19 protein-coding genes are annotated in these 19,196 nt (G+C 71.3%); 10 read left to right on the top strand and 9 right to left on the bottom strand.

The features are described from left to right. The first annotated feature begins 10 nt into the window (after positions 1-10). From ribD to AC3B5L_RS05395, 5 genes are all read left to right on the top strand, one after another. Entirely contained in the window at positions 11-1,069 is a 1,059-nt protein-coding gene (gene ribD, locus AC3B5L_RS05415) for a bifunctional diaminohydroxyphosphoribosylaminopyrimidine deaminase/5-amino-6-(5-phosphoribosylamino)uracil reductase RibD (protein ID WP_313366430.1), read from the top strand. Further along, positions 1,069-1,773, top strand: a complete 705-nt coding sequence (locus AC3B5L_RS05410) for a riboflavin synthase (RefSeq protein ID WP_490096269.1) — start codon at positions 1,069-1,071, stop codon at positions 1,771-1,773. Before ribD ends, AC3B5L_RS05410 begins: the two co-directional genes overlap by 1 nt. After that, positions 1,770-3,038, top strand: a complete 1,269-nt coding sequence (gene ribA, locus AC3B5L_RS05405; protein ID WP_187663560.1) for a GTP cyclohydrolase II — start codon at positions 1,770-1,772, stop codon at positions 3,036-3,038. The genes AC3B5L_RS05410 and ribA overlap by 4 nt, the downstream gene beginning before the upstream one ends. Further along, positions 3,035-3,508, top strand: coding sequence for a 6,7-dimethyl-8-ribityllumazine synthase (gene ribH, locus AC3B5L_RS05400; RefSeq protein WP_025103903.1), 474 nt, complete (start codon positions 3,035-3,037; stop codon positions 3,506-3,508). The genes ribA and ribH overlap by 4 nt, the downstream gene beginning before the upstream one ends. Positions 3,509-3,595: 87 nt before the next feature. Continuing rightward, on the top strand, positions 3,596-3,955 hold the full coding sequence (locus AC3B5L_RS05395; protein ID WP_268777806.1) for a Fe-S protein: 360 nt from the start codon (positions 3,596-3,598) through the stop codon (positions 3,953-3,955). An 8-nt stretch (positions 3,956-3,963) separates the two neighbouring features. Here AC3B5L_RS05395 and AC3B5L_RS05390 read toward each other — a convergent pair whose 3' ends face one another. Together AC3B5L_RS05390 and AC3B5L_RS05385 are read right to left on the bottom strand one after the other, a co-directional pair. After that, positions 3,964-4,422 carry a GAF domain-containing protein gene (locus AC3B5L_RS05390; RefSeq protein ID WP_268777807.1) on the bottom strand — a complete coding sequence of 153 codons (459 nt, stop codon included), beginning with the start codon at positions 4,420-4,422 and terminating at the stop codon, positions 3,964-3,966. A 41-nt stretch (positions 4,423-4,463) separates the two neighbouring features. After that, positions 4,464-4,961 (bottom strand): metallophosphoesterase family protein, encoded by a 498-nt coding sequence (locus tag AC3B5L_RS05385; RefSeq protein WP_259952106.1) that lies wholly within the window; start codon positions 4,959-4,961, stop codon positions 4,464-4,466. Between the two features lie 144 nt (positions 4,962-5,105). On the opposite strand from AC3B5L_RS05385, the gene AC3B5L_RS05380 reads away from it, so the two are divergent. After that, complete coding sequence (locus tag AC3B5L_RS05380; protein ID WP_187663556.1) at positions 5,106-6,566, top strand: MFS transporter; 1,461 nt, start codon at positions 5,106-5,108, stop codon at positions 6,564-6,566. A gap of 68 nt (positions 6,567-6,634) precedes the next feature. On the opposite strand, the gene AC3B5L_RS05375 is transcribed toward AC3B5L_RS05380, so the two are convergent. Continuing rightward, the gene (locus AC3B5L_RS05375; RefSeq protein ID WP_268777808.1) at positions 6,635-7,021 is read right to left on the bottom strand and encodes a type II toxin-antitoxin system VapC family toxin; all 387 of its coding nucleotides are present in this window, start codon (positions 7,019-7,021) and stop codon (positions 6,635-6,637) included. Next, positions 7,018-7,263 (bottom strand): FitA-like ribbon-helix-helix domain-containing protein, encoded by a 246-nt coding sequence (locus AC3B5L_RS05370; protein WP_259952102.1) that lies wholly within the window; start codon positions 7,261-7,263, stop codon positions 7,018-7,020. Before AC3B5L_RS05370 ends, AC3B5L_RS05375 begins: the two co-directional genes overlap by 4 nt. A gap of 119 nt (positions 7,264-7,382) precedes the next feature. On the opposite strand from AC3B5L_RS05370, the gene AC3B5L_RS05365 reads away from it, so the two are divergent. Then, entirely contained in the window at positions 7,383-7,589 is a 207-nt protein-coding gene (locus AC3B5L_RS05365; protein WP_187663555.1) for an AsnC family protein, read from the top strand. A gap of 76 nt (positions 7,590-7,665) precedes the next feature. Beyond that, a complete protein-coding gene (locus tag AC3B5L_RS05360; protein WP_490096268.1) occupies positions 7,666-9,552 on the top strand; it encodes an ABC transporter ATP-binding protein in 1,887 nt (628 codons plus the stop codon). 213 nt (positions 9,553-9,765) lie between these two features. Here the strand turns inward: AC3B5L_RS05360 and AC3B5L_RS05355 are convergent, their stop codons facing one another. Continuing rightward, positions 9,766-11,628: a phosphoenolpyruvate carboxykinase (GTP) gene (locus AC3B5L_RS05355; protein WP_490096267.1), complete on the bottom strand. Its 1,863-nt coding sequence runs from the start codon at positions 11,626-11,628 to the stop codon at positions 9,766-9,768. 109 nt (positions 11,629-11,737) lie between these two features. Here AC3B5L_RS05355 and AC3B5L_RS05350 point away from each other — a divergent pair, with 109 nt between their 5' ends. After that, the gene (locus tag AC3B5L_RS05350) at positions 11,738-13,180 is read left to right on the top strand and encodes an XRE family transcriptional regulator (RefSeq protein WP_071328117.1); all 1,443 of its coding nucleotides are present in this window, start codon (positions 11,738-11,740) and stop codon (positions 13,178-13,180) included. Positions 13,181-13,272: 92 nt separating this feature from the next. Here the strand turns inward: AC3B5L_RS05350 and AC3B5L_RS05345 are convergent, their stop codons facing one another. Both AC3B5L_RS05345 and AC3B5L_RS05340 read right to left on the bottom strand, forming a co-directional pair. Then, positions 13,273-14,316: a winged helix DNA-binding domain-containing protein gene (locus tag AC3B5L_RS05345; RefSeq protein ID WP_259952095.1), complete on the bottom strand. Its 1,044-nt coding sequence runs from the start codon at positions 14,314-14,316 to the stop codon at positions 13,273-13,275. A 104-nt stretch (positions 14,317-14,420) separates the two neighbouring features. Further along, a complete protein-coding gene (locus AC3B5L_RS05340) occupies positions 14,421-15,863 on the bottom strand; it encodes a glyceraldehyde-3-phosphate dehydrogenase (protein ID WP_259952092.1) in 1,443 nt (480 codons plus the stop codon). A 164-nt stretch (positions 15,864-16,027) separates the two neighbouring features. Between AC3B5L_RS05340 and AC3B5L_RS05335 the strand changes: the two genes are divergently transcribed. After that, positions 16,028-17,371 carry an amidohydrolase family protein gene (locus tag AC3B5L_RS05335; RefSeq protein WP_187663550.1) on the top strand — a complete coding sequence of 448 codons (1,344 nt, stop codon included), beginning with the start codon at positions 16,028-16,030 and terminating at the stop codon, positions 17,369-17,371. Positions 17,372-17,457: 86 nt separating this feature from the next. On the opposite strand, the gene AC3B5L_RS05330 is transcribed toward AC3B5L_RS05335, so the two are convergent. Together AC3B5L_RS05330 and AC3B5L_RS05325 are read right to left on the bottom strand one after the other, a co-directional pair. Next, positions 17,458-18,447, bottom strand: coding sequence for a methyltransferase family protein (locus tag AC3B5L_RS05330; RefSeq protein ID WP_268777812.1), 990 nt, complete (start codon positions 18,445-18,447; stop codon positions 17,458-17,460). Positions 18,448-18,521: 74 nt separating this feature from the next. Further along, on the bottom strand, positions 18,522-19,196 hold the full coding sequence (locus AC3B5L_RS05325; RefSeq protein WP_268777813.1) for an alpha/beta fold hydrolase: 675 nt from the start codon (positions 19,194-19,196) through the stop codon (positions 18,522-18,524).

The following is a 19,196-nucleotide window of genomic DNA, read 5'->3' as shown; positions in this document are numbered from 1 at the left end:
ACGACGACGGATGGCAGTGACCGCGACAGAGCTCCGTGCGATGGATCGTGCGCTCGCCCTCGCGACCCGCGGCCCGCGCGGGGTCAACCCGCAGGTGGGCGCCGTGATCCTCTCCCCCGACGGCGAGGTGCTGGCCGAAGGCTGGCATCGGGGCTCCGGCACCCCGCACGCCGAGGTCGACGCCCTCTCGAAGCTCGCACCGGGCGCTGCACGGGGCGCGACGGCGATCGTGACGCTGGAACCCTGCAACCACACCGGTCGCACCGGCCCCTGCGCGCTCGCGCTCATCGAGGCCGGCGTGACGCGGGTCGTCTACGCGCTCGACGACCCCGGTGAGGTCTCCGGCGGCGGCGCGGAGCGGCTGCGCGCCGCGGGCGTGAGCGTGGAGTCCGGCGAGCGAGCCACCGAGGCCCGCGCCGTGATCGGCGACTGGCTCACCGCGTCGCGCCTCGGCCGTCCGCACGTGACCGTCAAGTGGGCGCAGAGCCTCGACGGCAGGGCTGCGGCGGACGACGGTTCCAGTCAGTGGATCACTGGCCCGGAGGCCCGCGCCGACGTGCACCGGCGACGCGCCCAGGCCGACGCGATCGCGGTGGGTACCGGCACCGTGCTCGCCGACGACCCCGCGCTCACCGCCCGCGCCGGCGACGAGCTCCTGCCGCACCAGCCCGTCCCGGTCGTCATCGGCACCAGGGCCACCCCTGCGGATGCGGCGGTGCATCGTCATCCGCACACGCCGCTGTTCTTCGACACGCACGACCTGTCGGCGGTCCTCGCCGAGCTGCACGCGCGCGGCATCCAGACGCTGTTCGTGGAGGGCGGCCCGACGCTCGCCAGCGCGTTCCTCTCCGCCGGGCTCGCGGACCGCGTGCTCGCATACGTCGCCCCCGTCCTGCTCGGCGGGAGCCGCCTGGCCGTGACCGACGTCGGTGTCCGCTCGATCGACCAGGCACGTCGCCTCGTCGTGGACGAGTGGCTGCCGTTGGGCGCAGACCTGCTCGCGATCGCGCATCCTGCGGACGCGGACGACCCGGACCGCACCGGCCCGGAGAAGGAGGGAACCCTCTGATGTTCACCGGAATCATCGAGGAGATCGGCGAGATCACCGCCATCGCGGAGTCGGGCGACGGCTGGCGCCTCACGGTGCGCGCCCCGAAGGCCGCTGCCGACGCCGTGCACGGCGAGTCGATCGCGGTCTCCGGCGTCTGCCTGACCGTCGTCGGCTCCACCGCCGAGACCTTCGACGCCGACGTCATGAAGCAGACGCTCGACGTCGCGGCCCTCGGAGCGGCGACCGTCGGCACCAGGGTCAACATCGAGAAGGCGATGCCCGTGGGGGCGCGGCTCGGCGGGCACATCGTGCAGGGCCACGTCGACGGCACCGGCACCGTGCTCGAGGTGCGCCCCGGCGCGCAGTGGAGCGTCCTGCGCATCAGCCTTCCCGACGACCTCGCGCCGCTCGTCGTCGACAAGGGCTCCATCTCCGTCGACGGCACTTCGCTGACGGTGAGCGCAGTGAGCCCTTCGACCCCTTCGACAGGCTCAGGGACCCAGGAGGGCTCAGGGACCCAGGAGGGCTCAGGGACCCAGGAGCGCTCGGGCACCGGGGGCGGGCACTGGTTCGAGGTGTCGCTCATCCCGGAGACCCTGGCGGCGACCACCCTCGGCACCCGCGCGGTCGGCGACCGTGTGAACCTCGAGACCGACATCCTCGCGCGGCACGTCGAGCGGCTGCTCGCATTCCGCGCCGCACCGGAAGGGGGCTCGCGATGAGCCTGGCAACCATCCCCGAAGCCCTGGAGGCGCTGCGCGCAGGACGCCCCGTACTCGTGGCCGACGACGAGAATCGGGAGAACGAGGGCGACGTCGTCCTCTCCGCCGAACTCGCCACACCCGAGTGGGTCGCCTGGACCGTGCGCTGGTCCTCCGGGTTCATCTGCGCGCCGATGCCCACCGACCTCGCGGACAGCCTCAACCTGCCGCCGATGGTCGCGGCCAGCGAGGACGCCCGCTCCACCGCCTACACCGTGAGCGTCGACGCCGCGGAAGGGGTGACGACCGGGATCAGCGCCAGCGACCGCGCCCGCACCCTCAACGTGCTGGCGAACCCCGACTCGACGGCGACGAGCATCATCCGCCCCGGCCATGTGCTCCCGCTCCGGGCCGTGGACGGCGGCGTGCGCGAGCGCAGCGGTCACACCGAGGCCGCGGTCGAGCTCATGAAGCTCGCCGGCCTCCGGCCCGTCGGCGCGATCGCGGAGGTCGTCGCCGAGGACGGCAGCATGATGCGGCTTCCCGGGCTCCTCGAACTCGGCGCCCGCGACGGCGTGCCGGTCATCACGATCGAGCAGCTCATCGCACACCTCAACGAGATCGACCCGGAGGGGGCGACGCCGGCCGCCCAGCGCGGTCGCCGGGTGAGCCTCCGTGCCGACGCCACCGTGCCCACCGACCACGGCACGTTCCGCTTCCTGGCCTACAAGGACCGCGTCACCGGCACCGACCACATCGCGGTCGTATCGGGCGAGCCGACCGAGACCGCCCTCGTGCGCGTGCACTCGGAGTGCCTGACCGGCGAGGCGTTCGGATCCCAGAAGTGCGAGTGCGGCCCGCAGCTGGATGCCGCGCTGGACGCCATCGACCGCGAGGGCGGCATCGTCATCTACATGCGGGGACACGAGGGCCGGGGCATCGGTCTCATCAACAAGCTGCGCGCCTACAGCCTGCAGGAGGACGGCCTGGACACCGTCGATGCGAACCTGGCACTGGGCCTCCCGGCGGACGCCCGCGACTACGCGGCGGCGGCCGGGATCCTCACCGATCTGGGGGTCTCGAAGGTCCGGTTGCTCACCAACAACACCGACAAGGTGAACAAGCTGCGTGAGCTCGGCCTCGACGTCGTCGAGCAGGTGCCGCTGATCGTGGGCGTGGGTCCGAACAACCACCAGTACCTGGAGACCAAGCGCGACCGCATGGGCCACATCATCGGCGAAGCAGAGCTCGCCGAGGCCCTCGCGGCAGGAAAGGACGAGGAATGAGCGGCGCCGGAGCACCCAAGACGGGGAACATCGACGGGCGGGGGCTGGAGGTCGTCGTGATCGCCGGCACCTGGCACGAGGTGATCTCGAACGGCCTGATCGCCGGCGCCCAGCGGGTGCTCGACGAGGCCGGAGCGACGCATCGCCTGGTGCGGGTGCCCGGTTCGTTCGAGCTCGCCGTGGCCGCGCAGGCCGCCTTCGCGGGCGGTGCGGATGCGGTGGTCGCCCTCGGGGTCATCATCCGCGGCGGCACGCCGCACTTCGAGTACGTCTCGGCGGCGGCGACCGACGGCCTCACCCGCGTCTCCCTCGACGCCGGCAAGCCGGTCGGGTTCGGGCTGCTCACGCTCGACGACGAGAAGCAGGGACTGGACCGCGCGGGCCTGGAGGGCTCGAAGGAGGACAAGGGCGCGGAGGCCGCGGACGCGGCGCTGCGCACCGCCCTCGTGATCCGCGAGCTGCGCGGCTGAGCACGCTCACGCTCTGCGCCCGATCGCGGGCGCGAGGTCAGGCGTGCCTTGGTGGCGCGGAATGCCGCGCTCTCGTACGGTGAGGGCATGGAGACCCTGCGCCACATCGTGCTCTTCGTCCACCTCATCGGCTTCGCCGTGCTCTTCGGGGCCTGGGCGGCGCAGGCGTTCGGCGGCAAGCGGGTGTTCACGCGTCTGATGACCATCGGCATGACGATCGCCGCGGTCGCCGGCCTCGCCCTCTCCGCCCCGTGGGGCCTCCCGGAGGGCGTCGAGATGAACTACGCCAAGATCGGCACGAAGCTCGTCATCCTCCTCGTGATCGGCGCCCTGCTCGGCATCGGCACGGCGCGCCAGAAGCGCGACCAGGTCGTGCCGCCCGCGATCTTCTGGCTCGTGGGCATCCTCACGGCCGTGAACGCCGCCATCGCCGCGATCTGGCGCTGACGCGCGGATCAGCCCCGGCTGCGCTCCCAGAGCGCGGATGACTGCTCCCCGGCCCCATCCGTACGGATGCGCTGGCCGTTGCGTCCCCCGCGGGCGAACGTGGCGGTGACGCCCGGCGGGACGTCGGAAGCCGCCACCGGGCTCGACGACCAGGTGCAGGCGCGCACGTGCACGAGGTCTGCCGCCACCGCGGCCGGATCGTCGTCGTAGCGCCACGGTCCCGTCAGCCGCCCGAGCCAGAAGAGTCCGTCGACGTCCCTGGTCCAGACGAGGGTTCCCGTCGGAAGCGCCGCGAAGCGCTCCAGCCGCCGCGCGGCCCGCTCTCCATGGCGGGCGTCGACGGCTGCGAGCGCCGCAGTCAGAGAGCCGGGCGTGCTGTCGAGCCGCCCGCCCATGCCGCAGACGCCCTCGGCGAGCGCACGCTCGACCGCGACTCCCGGCGCGACGGCATCGTCGCGAGAGCGCATCGGTGCGCGGTAGGCGATCGGTTCGCCGGGGCTTTCGTCCGTCATGGGAGCGGCACGAGGGTCGCCTCGACATCGCGCCCGTCGACCACGACGCGCATCATCGTGTGCACCGGCTGTCGACGCCGGTCGGTCGGAGAGCCCGGGTTGAGCAGCCGCAGACCGTTCGGCGTGACGGTGTCCCAGGGGATGTGCGAGTGTCCGAAGATCAGCACGTCGACATCGGGGAAGGCGAGATCCATCCGCTTCTCCCGCCCGGTCGCGGCGCCCGTCTCGTGGATGACGGCGACGGCGGTGTCCTCCACGGTGAACCGCGCGATCTCCGGCAGCACCCGGCGGATCTCGGGGCCGTCGTTGTTGCCGTGCACACCGTGGAGCACGCGCGCGCGGGACTGGAGCAGCTCGACGGTGGGGAGATCGACCCAGTCCCCCGCGTGCACGACGACGTCGGCCTCGTCGATGGCCTGCAGCACCGCGTCCGGCAGCCGCTTCGCCCGCTTCGGGACGTGCGTATCGGCGAGGAGCAGCATCCGTGTCGTCATGATCCCCCTCCGGCCGGTCTCCCCCGACTCTACGCGCGGGCACCGACGCCCTCGACCCGGTCCGTCATCAACGTCCAGGGAACTCCCAGGAAGGCGTAGACTCGCCCGAGTCCGCCGGTATACCGGCGGAGGATCGGAGACCCCTTGAGCACCGCCACCACCCCCGCGAACCCCCGCTCGCGCGTCATCACCGCGAGCCTCGTCGGCACCACCATCGAGTTCTACGACTTCTACGTCTATGCGACGGCAGCCGTGCTCGTCTTCCCCACACTCTTCTTCCCGAGCACGAACGACACCGCGTCGCTGCTGTCGTCGTTCGCCGTCTTCGGCGCGGCCATGGTCGCCCGCCCGATCGGCGCCGTCGTCTTCGGGCACTTCGGCGACAAGTTCGGGCGCAAGGCGACCCTCGTCGCCTCGCTCCTCACCATGGGCATCGCGACGTTCGTGATCGGCCTCCTGCCCACGTTCCAGCAGATCGGCTGGGTCGCCCCGCTGCTCCTGCTGATCCTCCGTCTCGCCCAGGGCTTCGCGCTGGGCGGCGAGTGGTCGGGCGCCGCGCTCGTGGCCACCGAGAACGCCCCGAAGGGCAAGCGTGCCTGGTACGGCTCGTTCCCGCAGCTCGGCGCACCGCTCGGCTTCATCATCGCGAACGGCATCTTCCTCGCCATCAACTTCGCCCTCCCGCACCCGGAGGACTCGGCGCTGAAGTCGGAGGCCTTCCTCTCCTGGGGCTGGCGCGTGCCGTTCCTGTTCTCCGCCGTCATGGTCATCATCGGTCTGTGGGTGCGGCTCCGCCTCGTCGAGTCGGACACGTTCAAGAAGGCGGAGAAGACCGGCGCGATCCGCAAGCTCCCGCTCGCGACCGTATTCCGGCACCACTGGAAGCAGCTCATCCTCGGCACGTTCATCATGCTGGCGACGTACGTGCTGTTCTACCTGATGACGAACTTCACGCTCACCTACGGCACGAAGGCCGCCGACCTCGAGACCGCGTCGGCCGCCGCCCGCGCTGCGGCCGAGGCGACCGGCAAGGACTTCGACCCGAGTGTGTTCGCGGCGCAGTTCTACCCGGGCCTCGGCTTCGGCTACACCGACTTCGTACTCATGCAGATCATCGGCGTCGTGTTCTTCGGCATCTTCACATTGCTGTCCGGACCGATCGCCGACGCCATCGGGCGCCGCAAGCTGCTGCTGTGGGTCACCGGACTCATCGTCGTCTTCGGTCTGTCGTTCAACCTCTTCCTGCTGCCGCAGGCCGACCCGAAGTTCACCGGGGCCCTCACCCAGGCTTTCCTCGTGTTCGGCTTCATGCTCATGGGCACGACGTTCGGGCCGATGGGGGCGCTCCTGCCGGAGCTGTTCCCGACGAACGTGCGCTACTCCGGTTCGGCGATCGCGTACAACGTGTCGTCGATCCTCGGAGCGGCCGTGGCGCCGTTCATCGCGGTGGCCCTGTGGGCGGCCGTCGGCGGCGAGCCCTGGCTCGTGGGCCTGTACCTGTCGTCGATGGCGGTGCTGACCTTCATCGCGCTCATCTTCACTCCCGAGACGAAGGACCACGACTACGAGGACGACCTCGGACTCGCCTCCGCCGTCGAGCTCTAGAACCGAGACGAGCGGAACGGCTGCACTCCCTCGGGGGTGCAGCCGTTCTCGTCTTCCTGGTCAGACGCTCACAGCACCACGACATCGCAGTACCGGGTCGCCGTCTTCGCCAGCCGGCGATCGGCCGTGAGCAGTGGGACGTCGAGGGCCTCCGCGAGCGCGACATAACCGGCGTCGTGCGCGGAGACGTCCTCGCGCAGCGACCAGATCCGCGGGATGAGCCGACGCAGCGGATGGCGGGTGATCTGCAGCGCCGCGAACGCCTCGAGGGCCTCACGAGCAGCATGCGCCGGCACCGAATTCCGCATCGTGAGGCGTCGGAGCACGGAGAGGACCTCGATGTCGAGGCCCGCGTGCGCATGGAACCCCTCGCCGTGCGTCCAAACCTCCTCGCCGAGCAGTGCCTCGATCGCCGCCGAGGCATCGAGCACGACCGCCTCGGACGTCCCGCTCACTCCCGCTCGTCCCGTTCACGATCACGGGCGGCGAGGATGCTCTCGCGCGTCAGAGAGACGCCGGCCGCGCGCGCTCGTGCTCGCGACGCCTCGAGGATCTCGGCATTGCTGCGGTAGCGGACGAGGTCTTCCAACTCGCGCGCTACGTAGTCCGACAGGCTCATGCGCTCCGCCGCGGCACGCTCCTTGAGCCGGGCATGCACGTCATCGGGCAGGTTCCTCACTTGCAGCATGCGAGCCATCCTGTCAGCATCGCATGCGCCACACATGCGGACAAGGGCGCCCCTGTGGACAACGCGCACGTCAACACTTCTTGACACCGCCCCAAGCGTCAACGAATATTGACGCGAAGGAGGTCTCCATGTCTCACCCCACCACCATCGCCGCGGCCGAGGGCGGCGAACCCCTCGCCGAGCTCCACCGCCTGGCGGCGCTGCGCAAGGAGCTCGCGCGCGCCGAAGAGGCCCAGGTCCGTCGCGCTCGCACGAGCGGCTACTCGTGGCAGGCGATCGCGAGCGCCCTCGGCGTCACCAAGCAGGCGGCACATCGCCGTTTCGGTCGCACCTGAGCCCATACAGCCACCCCATAGGAAATGACCGCGCCCCGAGTACGGTCGAAGTACCATCTCCAGATCGAGGTCCCCCATGTCCCGCACGGCGACAGCACGCCGACGCGGACGGGGCGCACCGGCCGACGGGCCGCGCGCCACCTTCCGCCAGCTCCTCCCCTTCCTCTTCGAGCACAAGCGCACGCTCGTCGTCGTCGCCGTCCTCAGCGTGTTCGGCGCCGCGACCTCGCTCGTGCAGCCCCTCCTCGTAGGACAGGTCATCGAGGCCGTGCAAGCCGACGGCACGATCGGCGTCCTCGTGTGGCTGCTCGTCGGTTTCGTGATCGTGTCGTCGATCATCTCCGGGTTCCAGCACTATCTGCTGCAGCGCACCGGCACCGCGGTCGTCTACTCGAGCCGCCGCAAGCTCATCGCCCGCATCCTGCACCTGCCGACGTCCGAGTTCGACGCACGGCGCACCGGCGATCTCGTCTCCCGCGTCGGCACCGACACCACGCTCCTCTACGCCGTCCTCACGCAGGGGCTCGCCGACGCCGTCGGCAACGTCGTGCTCTTCGCGGGCGCGCTCATCGCGATGCTGCTCATCGACCCCGTTCTGCTCCTGCTCATCGTCCTGGTCATCGGCGTCTCCGTCGTGGTCGTCGTCGCCCTCAGCGGCCGGATCCGGACGGCGTCCACGGCCCAGCAGGAGAAGGTCGGCGAGCTGGCCTCGGGCGTCGAGCGGGCCGTCGGCTCCATCCGCACCATCCGGGCCTCCGGTGCGACCGAACGCGAGACCGCGGCGGTGACGGAGCGGGCCTCCGAGGCGTACGGCATCGGCGTGCGGATCGCGAAGATCTCCTCGCTCGTGGTGCCGGTCGCCGGCATCGCCCTCCAGCTCTCCCTCCTCGTCGTGCTCGGCGTGGGCGGCTTCCGCGTCGCGGCCGGAGCCATCTCGATCGCGGCCCTCATCTCGTTCGTGATGTTCCTCTTCCTGCTGGTGATGCCGCTCGCCTCGACGTTCGGCGCGATCACCTCCGTCAACCAGGCCCTCGGCGCGCTCGGCCGCATCCAGGAGGTGCTCGACCTGCCCACCGAGACCCAGGACGACGCGGCCACCGCCGCGGCCCTGCCCCGCGAGGAGGAACCGGCTCCGGACGCCCCCGCCCTGGAGTTCCGCGACGTGCGCTTCCGCTACCCGGAGAACGTCGTCGCCGCCCGCCGTGCCGCCGCGAGGGAGGCGCAGACCCTGCTCGCCGATGCGCACCTGGAGCAGACCCAGGCCGCACCCGACCCCCAGGACCACGAGGTGCTCCGCGGGGTGTCGTTCGCGGTCCCTCGTGGGGCACGCGTGGCGCTGGTCGGTCCGAGCGGAGCGGGGAAGAGCACGATCCTCTCCCTCATCGAGCGCTTCTACGACCCGACAGGCGGATCCATCCGGTTGAAGGGGCACGACACGCGCACCTATCCGCGGGACGAGCTCCGCGCCCACTTCGGCTACGTCGAGCAGGACGCCCCGACGCTGGCCGGCACCCTCGCCGAGAACCTGCGGCTCGCGTCACCGACGGCCACGGACGAGGACTGCGCCCGCGTGCTCCGCGCCGTGAACCTCGGCGACGTGCTCCAACGGAACCCGCTCGGCGTCGACGCTCCCGTCGGCGAGGACGGCGTGATGCTCTCCGGCGGCGAGCGGCAGCGACTCGCGATCGCCAGGGCGCTCCTCACCGACGCCCCGATCCTGCTGCTGGACGAGTCGACCTCCTCGCTCGACGGCGTGAACGAGCAGCGCATGCGCGAGGCCATCGATGCGGTCGCCACAGACCGCACGCTCGTCGTGATCGCCCATCGTCTGTCCACCGTCGTCGACAGCGACCTCATCGTCGTGCTGCAGGACGGCGTGGTCGTGGGACAGGGCACCCACGCCGAGCTCGTGGAGTCGACCCCGCTCTACCGCGACCTCGCCCGCCACCAGCTCCTCGCCTGACCCTCCCTGTACACCGCCGAGACCCCGCCTTCCGCACGTATGCGGGGCGGGGTCTCGACGCGAAACCGGGGTCTCGGCGGGAGTGGGCACACGAAGGCGGGGCGTCGGAGACCACTCAGCCATGGGTTCGTCTCTGATGCCCCGCCTTCGCGGGTAGGGCTCGACCCGGAGGCCGAGGGTGCCGGCTCCCCCGAACCGGCACCGGTCTGGGGGCTACGCCTTCGCGAGGCGGTAGCGCAGCGACGCGAGCTCCGTGCGGAGGGCCGCGGGCACCCGGTCGCCGAAGGTGTCGTAGAACTCCTCCGTGAGGTCGGCCTCGGCCTTCCACGCCTCGGGGTCGACGGAGAAGAGCTCGTCGAGGTCTTCCGCGGGGATGTCGAGCCCGTCGAGGTTGAGGTCCTCCACGCGCGGCAGGCGTCCGATGGGGCTGTCCACCGCCGGCACGTCACCGGCCACGCGGCGGATGATCCAGTCGACGACGCGGGAGTTGTCGCCGAACCCGGGCCAGAGGAACCGGCCGTCCGCTCCGCGACGGAACCAGTTCACCTGGAAGATGCGCGGCGCGCGGTCGAAGCGCAGGCCCCGGCCGACCTTGAGCCAGTGACCGAAGTAGTCGGCCATGTTGTAGCCGCAGAACGGCAGCATCGCGAACGGGTCGCGGCGCAGCTCGCCGACCGTGCCCTCGGCCGCCGCCGTGCGCTCGGAGGAGATGTTCGAGCCGAGGAAGACGCCGTGCGTCCAGTCGGTGGCCTCGACTACGAGCGGCACGTTGCTCGCGCGGCGTCCGCCGAAGAGGATGACGTCGAGCGGCACGGCCTCCTCCCAGTCCTCGGAGATCTGCGGGCACTGAGCCGCCGACACCGTGAAGCGCGAGTTGGGGTGCGCCGCGGGACGACCGGAGTCGGGCGTCCAGTCGTTGCCCTCCCAGTCGATGAGGTTCGCGGGCGCCTCGTCGGTCAGGCCCTCCCACCACACGTCGCCGTCGGGGCGGAGCGCGACGTTGGTGAAGATCGTGTTGCCCCACAGCGTCTCGACCGCGGTGACGTTGGTCGACTCACCCGTTCCGGGCGCGACGCCGAAGAAGCCGGCCTCGGGGTTGATGGCCCACAGGCGGCCGTCCTCGCCGGGACGGATCCAGGCGATGTCGTCACCGAGGGTCTCGACCTTCCAGCCGGGGATCGTCGGGCGGAGCATCGCGAGGTTGGTCTTGCCGCAGGCCGACGGGAACGCGGCCGCGACGTGGTAGGCCTTGCCCCGCGGGTCGATCACGCGGATGAGGAGCATGTGCTCGGCGAGCCAGCCCTCATCACGCGCGATCACCGAGGCGATGCGCAGCGCGAAGCACTTCTTCGCCAGGATGGCGTTGCCACCGTAGCCCGAGCCGTACGAGTAGACCTCGAGCGTCTCCGGGAAGTGCACGATGTACTTGTCGTCGTTGCAGGGCCACTCGACGTCCGGTTCGCCGGCCTCCAGCGGAGCACCGACGGAGTGCACCGTCTTGACCCACGGCGCGCCCTCGGCGATCTGGCGGGTGACCTCGTCGCCCACGCGGGTCATGATGCCGATCGACGCGACGGCGTAGGCGCTGTCGGTGATCTGCACGCCGATGTGCGACAGGGGGCCGCCGACGCGACCCATCGAGAACGGCACGACGTACATCGTGCGGCCGCGCATCGAGCCCTCGAAGATCTCGTCCATCTTCGCGTGCATCTCTTCCGGGTCGGCCCAGTTGTTGGTGGGCCCGGCGTCGTCCTCGCGCTCCGAGGCGATGAAGGTGCGGGCTTCGGTGCGGGCGACGTCGCTGGGGTGCGAGCGCGCCAGGTACGAGCCGGGGCGCCACTCGGGGTTCAGCTTGATGAGCTTGCCCTCGTCGACGAGTCCGCGCAGCAGCCAGTCGTTCTCGGCGCGCGAGCCGTCCACCCAGTGCACGGCGTCCGGCTGCGTGAGCGCGCGGATCTCTTCCACCCAGGCGGCGAGCTCGGCCATTGCGGGGGTGTCGTAGGAGGGGGCGGTGCCGAACGTGCGCGTCTGGGCGACAGGGGACGTGCGAGGGGTGAGGACTTCGGCCATGGCCATGACTGCTCCTTCGAAGTGTGGGGCGTTGCTTCCATCTTCTTCGCCCTTGACGCGGACTTTCGGCCAAACCGAACGATAAGAATCGCTGTTCTTTCGCTAGACTCAAACAATGGCGTCCTCCGGCATCCACCTCACGACCCTCGGCCACCGCATCCGGCACCGCCGCCTGGAGAAGGGGTACACCCTCGACGAGCTCGGCGCCCTCGTCGGCGTCGCCGGCTCCCAGCTCAGCCTCATCGAGAACGGCAAGCGCGAGCCCAAGCTCTCCCTCCTCCAGGCGATCGCCCAGGCCACCGGCACCGAAGTGACCGACCTCATCTCCGGCGAGCCGCCGAACCGGCGTGCCGCTCTGGAGATCGAGCTGGAGCGGGCCCAGGAGAGCCCGGTGTTCCGTCAGCTCGGTGTCTCCCCGGTCCGCGTCACGAAGGGCATGAGCGACGAGACCATCGAGTCCATCCTCGGCCTCCACCGCGAGCTGCAGCGCCGCGAGCGCGAGGCCATCGCCACCCCGGAGGAGGCCCGCCGCGCCAACACGGAGCTGCGACTGCGGATGCGCGCGCAGAACAACTACCTCCCGGACATCGAGAAGCTCGCGGAGAAGCAGCTCAAGGCCGCCGGCCATTCGCAGGGCGCTCTGACCCACCGCACCGTGAGCATCATGGCCGAGAAGCTCGGCTTCGAACTCATCTACGTCAACGATCTGCCGCACTCGACGCGCTCGGTCACCGATCTCGAGAACGGCCGCATCTACCTGCCCCCCGCCTCGATCCCCGGTGGACACGGCCTGCGGTCGATGGCACTGCAGGCCATGGCGCATCGACTGCTCGGGCACACGCCGCCGACGGACTACGCCGACTTCCTGCAGCAGCGGTTGGAGATCAACTACTTCGCCGCGTGCTGCCTGATGCCGGAGACCGCCGCGGTGGCCTTCCTGCAGCAGGCGAAGAAGGACCGCAACCTCGCGGTGGAGGACTTCCGCGACGGGTTCGGCGTGACGCACGAAGCGGCCGGCATGCGCATGACGAACCTGCTCACGCAGCACCTCGGCATGTCGCTGCACTTCCTGCGCGTCGACTCGACCGGAGCCATCACTCGCGTCTACGAGAACGACGACCTGCCCCTGCCGATGGACGTGACGGGAGCGGTGGAGGGGCAGCGCGTGTGCCGGAAGTTCCAGGCCCGCTCCGCCTTCACGGAGCAGAACCGCACCGTCGAGCACCACCAGTACACGGACACGCCGTCCGGCACGTTCTGGTGCTCCACGCAGACCGGGTCGTCGAGCGAGGGCGAGTTCTCCGTCACGGTGGGCGTGCCGTTCGACGACGCCCGGTGGTGGCGGGGACGCGAGACGAACGACAGGGCGGTGTCGACCTGCCCCGACGAGGCGTGCTGCCGCCGCCCGTCGGCCGAGCTCACGGAGCGCTGGAAGGGACGGGCGTGGCCGAGCGCCCGCGTGCACACCCACATGTTCTCGCCGCTCCCCCGCGGCATGTTCCCCGGCGTGGACGACAACGAGGTCTACAACTTCCTCGGCCGCCACGCGAGTGAGTGACCCGCCGACCCACCCCCTTGCGTGCGCCCCGGCCCGCTACGCGCGGGCGTAGGGGGCCGGGAGGCACGGAAAGGGGTGGGTCGACGAGGGGCTCAGGCGATGAAGGCCGCGAAGCGGGCGAGTGCGGCGGTGACGGCGGCGGGGTCCTCGGGGGGCTCGAAGAGAGTCGGAGGGGCGGTGTGGGCGGCGGCGGCGTGCGTCCAGCAGCCGATCACGCGGCCGTGCTCCACCACGGTCGCCCGGACCATCCCGTTCTTCCCCGGCCCGACGGCGGCGAGGTGTTCCGGAGCGCACACGACGGTGCGGTCGGCATAAGAGATGTAGTACTCGTCGAAGGCACCGAGGGCGAACACGGACGGCCGGCCCGCCGCGCGCCGGGGCGGGGTGCTCCCGACGAAGACCCCCTCGTCAACCTCGGTCACCCGGGGTGCCGCCCGATCCGCCGCCTCCCGGGACCGCCCGAGCGTCAGGCCCGACCACCACGCGAAGTCCGCGACCCCGGCGGGCCCGTGTCCCTCGACGTAGCGGACGAACAGCTCGGCCAGCGGGTCCTCCGGGTGGGCGTGGTCGCGGATGTGATCGGCCGCGAGCACGAACCGCTGCTCCCGCGTGATGCCCTCCCGCGGCACGACCGGCCCCTGCACGAGCACGCCGGAGACGGTCATCGCGAACAGCAGGTGGATGCCGCGCTGCCCCGAGGGGTCGATGCCGATGCCCTCGAGCACCGCGAAGATCTCGCTCCGGGTGAGGCCGCCGTCACGGAGCCGCGGCGTGAGCTCCCGGACGACCGCGTCGATCATGGCGTCGTCGATGCCGAGCTGCCGCTGTCGGGAGGCCGCCTGCTGCTGCTGTCGTGCGGCCGTGACCTCCAGCACCCACCCGAGATCGCGCGCGGGGATCGTGTGGAGCGTCCCCCGCATGGTCCAGGCCCGGACGAGGTCCCCGCGGTCGAACGCGGCATCGACGTCGCGGAGGCGTACGTCGCCCTTCGTCCGCACAGCCAGCGCCCACCGTCCGGCGGTGAGATCCTGGCTCTGCACCGCGAGCAGCCGTCCCGCCGCCCCCGCCACGTCCGCCTCCGGCGCGGTCAGCCCCTGCCACCGCAGCCGCTCCTCCCGCCACTGTGAGGTCTTCATGCCCCTCATCATGCCGCGACCCACCCCCTTTCGCGTGCCCCGGCCCCGTGCGTGCGGACGCAGGGGGCCGGGTCGAGCGGAAGGGGGTGGGTCGACGGGAGAGGTCAGAGGGTGACTTCGCGGCGGGTGGGGAGGACGACGGGATGCGAGCCCGCCATGGTCTCCAGCACCCGGATGACCTGGCAGGAGTAGCCGAACTCGTTGTCGTACCAGACGTAGAGGATGAGGGTGTCCTCGTCAGCAATCGTGGCCAGACCGTCGACGATGCCGGCGCGGTGCGAGCCGACGAAGTCCGTCGAGACGACCTCAGGACTCTCCACGTAGTCGATCTGCTGCCGGAGCTTCGAGTGCAGCGACACCCGGCGCAGGTAGTCGTTGACCTGGTCCTTGGTGGCGGGGCGCTCCAGCGTGAGGTGCAGCACCGCGAGCGAGACGTCCGGCGTGGGGACGCGGATCGCGCTGCCCGTGAGCTTGCCCTCGAGCTGCGGGAGGGCCTTGGCCACGGCCTTCGCCGCCCCGGTCTCGGTGATCACCATGTTCAGCACGGCGGAGCGGCCGCGGCGGTCGCCCTTGTGGAAGTTGTCGATGAGGTTCTGGTCGTTCGTGAACGAGTGCACGGTCTCGACGTGGCCCTTCACGACGCCGTAGGCCTCGTCGATCGCGGCGAGCACCGGGGTGATGGCGTTGGTCGTGCACGACGCCGCGGAGACGATGCGGTCTTCCTCGGTGATCGTGTCGTCATTGATGCCCTGCACGATGTTCTTCAGCGGGCCCTTACCGGGGGCGGTGAGCAGCACGCGGGCGACGCCCTTCGCACGGAGGTGCTGGGAGAGTCCGGCTTCGTCGCGCCAGCGGCCCGTGTTGTCGACGACGATCGCGTCATCGATGCCGTAGGCGGTGTAGTCGACCGCCGCCGGGTCGTCGGAGTAGATGACCTGGATGCGCGTGCCGTTCGCGATGATCTGCTCGGCCTCTTCATCCACCGTGACCGAGCCCGCGAAGCGGCCGTGCACCGAGTCCCGCAGCAGCAGCGACGCGCGCTTGACGAGGTCGTTCTCGGAGCCGCGGCGCACGACGATGGCGCGGAGCCGGAGTCCGCTCCCGCCGCCGGTGTGCGCGATGAGGATGCGGGCCAGCAGCCGGCCGATGCGCCCGAAGCCGTAGAGCACCACGTCGGTCGGCGGCGCCGGGACCGCGCCGACGGCCGGGGCCAGGGTCTCGGCGAGGTACTCCTCGAGCGGGCGGCCGCTCTCCGCGTGCCCCTCCACGAGGCGGGCCACGTCGATCGACGAGGCGCCGGGGGCGAGAGCGTGGATGCCTTCGAGCACCGCCAGGCTGTCCTCGACCTCGAGCCGCTCGTGGCCGAGCTGGGCCACGCGCTCGTGCACCTCGACGAGGCCGGTGGCCGAGAGGCCGAGCAGGCGGTGGCCGTGCAGCGAGGTGACCACGTCGCGCTCGCGCTTGAGAGCCCCGATGAGCGGGATCATCCGCTCCGCCAGCTCTTCGCTCGCCGTCCATTCGTCGCGGTGTGCCGCGGAATCGTTCATCTGCGTCCTTGCATGTGTGAGCGCGCGCCGAGGTCGCCGGCGCGCGCGAGGTTGCCGGGGTGTTCGGGGGATGACTCCAGGGTACAAGCCGCGGAACCGCGCGCCGAATCGGTCGGCGCGGGACATCCCGAGTGCACGAGTTTTACGTCTACACTGGTGGAATAATGAGCAGCGCACTCCTCGGCGACGACGCCGACCTCCTCCTCCGCGGTGGCCGCATCCACACCTTCGACGCCACCGATTCCGTCGCCACCGCGATCGCCGTCCGCGACGGGATGATCGTCGCCACCGATGCCGCGGCCGAAGCCCTCCCAGCCCGCGAGATCGTGCAGCTCGACGGCCGCACCGCGATCCCCGGCCTCAACGACGCGCACCTCCACGCCGCGTGGCTGGGCGCACGCTGGCCGCACCTCTTCTTCTCCGACACCCCGCCCGAGGAGCAGCCGACCGGCCGCCTCGTGACCACGGCCGGTGAGCGACGCAGCGCCCTGCGCCGCGCCTGGGCTCTGCTCGCGGAGCTCGGCATCACGAGCTACACGGAGCCGGGCATCGGCCCCGGGGAGGACGACGGGGAGACCGGCTGCTTCGGCACCGACATGCTCGAGTCGTATGTGGAGCTGCACCGCGAGGGGGCCCAGACCTCGCGCGTCACGCTGCTGCGCCTGTTCGGGACGATCGACGGAGAGAGCTCCCTAAAGGACTTCGCCGCCGGACTCCCGGTGCCGCCGCCGACGACCGACCCGCGCTGGCTCGCGATCCCCGGCGTGAAGATCTTCGCAGACGGCATCCCGCCGATGGCCACCGCATGGACGTCCGACCCGTACCCCGACGGGACGACCGGGCACCTGCTCACCCGCGGCGACGCCGATCCGCTCAGCGCCTTCCAGCAGATGATCGCCCTGGCCGCCGGTCGCGGACTCCAGATCGCCGTGCACGCCACCGGCGATCGCTCGATCGAAGAGTTCCTCACCGCACTGGAACGCGCCGGCGAGACTCCCCCGCCGCCGGCACCCCACCACGTCGTGCACGGCGACCTCGCGACGCCGGCGCAGATCCGCCGCGCGGAGCGTCTCGGCGTCGGGTTCGCCGTGCAGCCCCTCATCGCCGCGCACACGCACTCCTGGGCGGCCGTGCAGCTCGGAGAAGCCCGCGTCGCCGCCGCCTGGCCGCTGGCCGAGATGCTCTCCTCGGGGGCGCTGACCACGCTGACCAGCGACGCGCCGATCGCCACGCCGGACTGGCGCCCCAGCCTCGACGCCTCCCTCGCCCTCCTCGCCGCCGACGGTCGGGCGGACGACGCCGCAACTCGGCGCCGGCTGCTGCGCACCATGACGGCGGACGCCGCGATCCAGGACGGTGCCGCGACCTGGAAGGGAACCCTCGAACTCGGCAGGGTCGCGGACATCACGGTGCTCGACGAGGATCCGTGCACCCCGGGGCGCCCGTTCGCCGCCCTCCAGGTCGAGCGCACGATCGTCGACGGCCGCACGGTGTTCGCGCGCGGCTGACCACCCACCCACGAAAACGGCGGGCGGCATGTTCACGCATGCCGCCCGCCTCTGATCCCCCTCGGACCAGTCTCGGACCGCGGTCGTCAGACCGCGGTGGCCAGGAGCACGCGCGGGCTCCCCGGCAGGGCGACGGTGTCGCGCACCGCCCACCCGGCATCCGACAGCCAACCGCGAACCTCGGACTCGGGGTACACCACGGTGCCGTCGATCACGAGGTACTCCCCCGCGTGCAGGGCATCCAGGGCGCGCTGCTCGTCGTCGTCATCGAGGAAGAAGTCGAGCACCGTCAGCGTCGCCCCGTCGGCCGCCGCCGCACGGAGTCGGCGGAAGATCTGCGCGTTCTCCTCCGCGGAGAACCGGTGGATGACGTGGTTGGCGAACACCGCGTCGTACGCGCCCTCGGGAGCCGTGGTCGCCGTGTCCCCGACCTCGACGGCGGCCCGGTCGGCGACGCCCGCCGCTGCGACCGCCTCGGCCACGCCGTCCTCGAATCCCGGGGCGTAGACGAACGTCGTGTGCAGCTCGGGGTTGCGCGCCATGACGGCGAGGGCGAACTCGGCGGACAGACCACCGAAGTCGAGGGCCTTCGTCGCGCCGGCGAGGTCGACGAGCCGGCCGAACTCCTGCGCGTGCAGGCGGTTGTACGTCATGACGCCGGCCATGAACGTGCCCCACCGCGCGTCGTCCATCTGCAGGTCGCCGGGCTCGGTCGTGTCGACCGTGTGGGCGAACTGCAGCCAGTGCGGGTAGCTGATCTCGTCGAGGAACGTGAGGAAGGGCGCGAGGTCGATCACCGCGTCCTCCCCGGTGAGGTAGGCGGACGCGTCGGGGGCCAGCGCGTAGCGCCCCTCGGTGCGGACGAGGAGACCCTTCGCCGCGAGGGCGTCGGCGAGCAGCCGGGCGATCCGCTCGCTCACCCCGCAGCGCTCGGCGATCGCCGCAGCCGTGTCGGCGCCGGCGGCGACGGCGGCGAACAGACCGATGCGGCTGGCCTGGAAGAGCTGCTTCGCGGCCATGTAGCCGGTGGCGATGTCGAGGATGCGGGCGGCGTCGGGAGTGGGGGTGTCGGTCATGGCGGATGCCTTTCGATATGTCTACGAACGTTGGAAATAAAGGACAGGAGGGGGCCGGGCGTCGATCGGGCGGGTCAGTCCGCGAGGAACCCGCGCACCGCGTCGCGGAACGCGGCGGTGTGCAGCGCCACGAGGTGATCCCCGGGGACGCGTCCCACCCGGACGTCGGGCAGCCGCGCGGCGAGCTCGTCGATGCCCGCGGCCATCGGGTCATCGGTGCCGCCCAGGAGCAGCACGGGCATCGCCGGTGCTCCGGCCCGGGGAGCGAACGGCTCGGCCGCGAGCCCCTCGATGAGGTCGAGCAGATCGTCCGGTCGGTTGCCGGGCAGGCTCACCATGTGCACGATCATCCCGGTCAGCGGATCGACGGGGGTCGGTCCGCCGGCGATCGCGGCCCGCGCGGCGGAGAGATCGACGAGCGTGAAGGGCTCCCCCGCACTGAGGCCGCCGAGCACGAGACGCCGCACCGCGACACCCGGGTGCCGGGCGAGGTCCCACGCGAGCCGGGCACCGAGCGAGTAGCCGACGAGGTCGATCTCGTCCGGGCCGATCGCTTCGGCGAGCGCGTCGAGCACCGCGGAGGTCGGCACGGCTCCGAGCCCGGGGGCGTCGCCGTGCGCCGGCAGGTCGAGGACGCGGCGCGGTCGGTCGCCGAGCACCGCCGCCCACTCGCTCTCCGGCCAGTCCTGCGTGCCGCGCGAGGCGAGGCCGTGCAGGAACACCACGGGTCGTTCGGGGGAAAGGGTCAT

It is taken from the genome of Microbacterium sp. C-MGS6 (assembly GCF_058140415.1).
Note: the sequence above shows the minus strand (reverse complement) of the source record. Positions and strands in the feature narration are given on the sequence as shown.

Bases quoted from the DNA above. Each gene is read 5' to 3' on its own strand.
- ribD (WP_313366430.1), top strand. From the start codon at position 11: ATGGCAGTGACCGCGACAGAGCTCCGTGCGATGGATCGTGCGCTCGCC.
- AC3B5L_RS05410 (WP_490096269.1), top strand. From the start codon at position 1,069: ATGTTCACCGGAATCATCGAGGAGATCGGCGAGATCACCGCCATCGCG.
- ribA (WP_187663560.1), top strand. From the start codon at position 1,770: ATGAGCCTGGCAACCATCCCCGAAGCCCTGGAGGCGCTGCGCGCAGGA.
- ribH (WP_025103903.1), top strand. From the start codon at position 3,035: ATGAGCGGCGCCGGAGCACCCAAGACGGGGAACATCGACGGGCGGGGG.
- AC3B5L_RS05395 (WP_268777806.1), top strand. From the start codon at position 3,596: ATGGAGACCCTGCGCCACATCGTGCTCTTCGTCCACCTCATCGGCTTC.
- AC3B5L_RS05390 (WP_268777807.1), bottom strand. From the start codon at position 4,422: ATGCGCTCTCGCGACGATGCCGTCGCGCCGGGAGTCGCGGTCGAGCGT.
- AC3B5L_RS05385 (WP_259952106.1), bottom strand. From the start codon at position 4,961: ATGACGACACGGATGCTGCTCCTCGCCGATACGCACGTCCCGAAGCGG.
- AC3B5L_RS05370 (WP_259952102.1), bottom strand. From the start codon at position 7,263: ATGGCTCGCATGCTGCAAGTGAGGAACCTGCCCGATGACGTGCATGCC.
- AC3B5L_RS05365 (WP_187663555.1), top strand. From the start codon at position 7,383: ATGTCTCACCCCACCACCATCGCCGCGGCCGAGGGCGGCGAACCCCTC.
- AC3B5L_RS05360 (WP_490096268.1), top strand. From the start codon at position 7,666: ATGTCCCGCACGGCGACAGCACGCCGACGCGGACGGGGCGCACCGGCC.
- AC3B5L_RS05355 (WP_490096267.1), bottom strand. From the start codon at position 11,628: ATGGCCATGGCCGAAGTCCTCACCCCTCGCACGTCCCCTGTCGCCCAG.
- AC3B5L_RS05350 (WP_071328117.1), top strand. From the start codon at position 11,738: ATGGCGTCCTCCGGCATCCACCTCACGACCCTCGGCCACCGCATCCGG.
- AC3B5L_RS05345 (WP_259952095.1), bottom strand. From the start codon at position 14,316: ATGAAGACCTCACAGTGGCGGGAGGAGCGGCTGCGGTGGCAGGGGCTG.
- AC3B5L_RS05340 (WP_259952092.1), bottom strand. From the start codon at position 15,863: ATGAACGATTCCGCGGCACACCGCGACGAATGGACGGCGAGCGAAGAG.
- AC3B5L_RS05335 (WP_187663550.1), top strand. From the start codon at position 16,028: ATGAGCAGCGCACTCCTCGGCGACGACGCCGACCTCCTCCTCCGCGGT.
- AC3B5L_RS05330 (WP_268777812.1), bottom strand. From the start codon at position 18,447: ATGACCGACACCCCCACTCCCGACGCCGCCCGCATCCTCGACATCGCC.
- AC3B5L_RS05325 (WP_268777813.1), bottom strand. From the start codon at position 19,196: ATGACCCTTTCCCCCGAACGACCCGTGGTGTTCCTGCACGGCCTCGCC.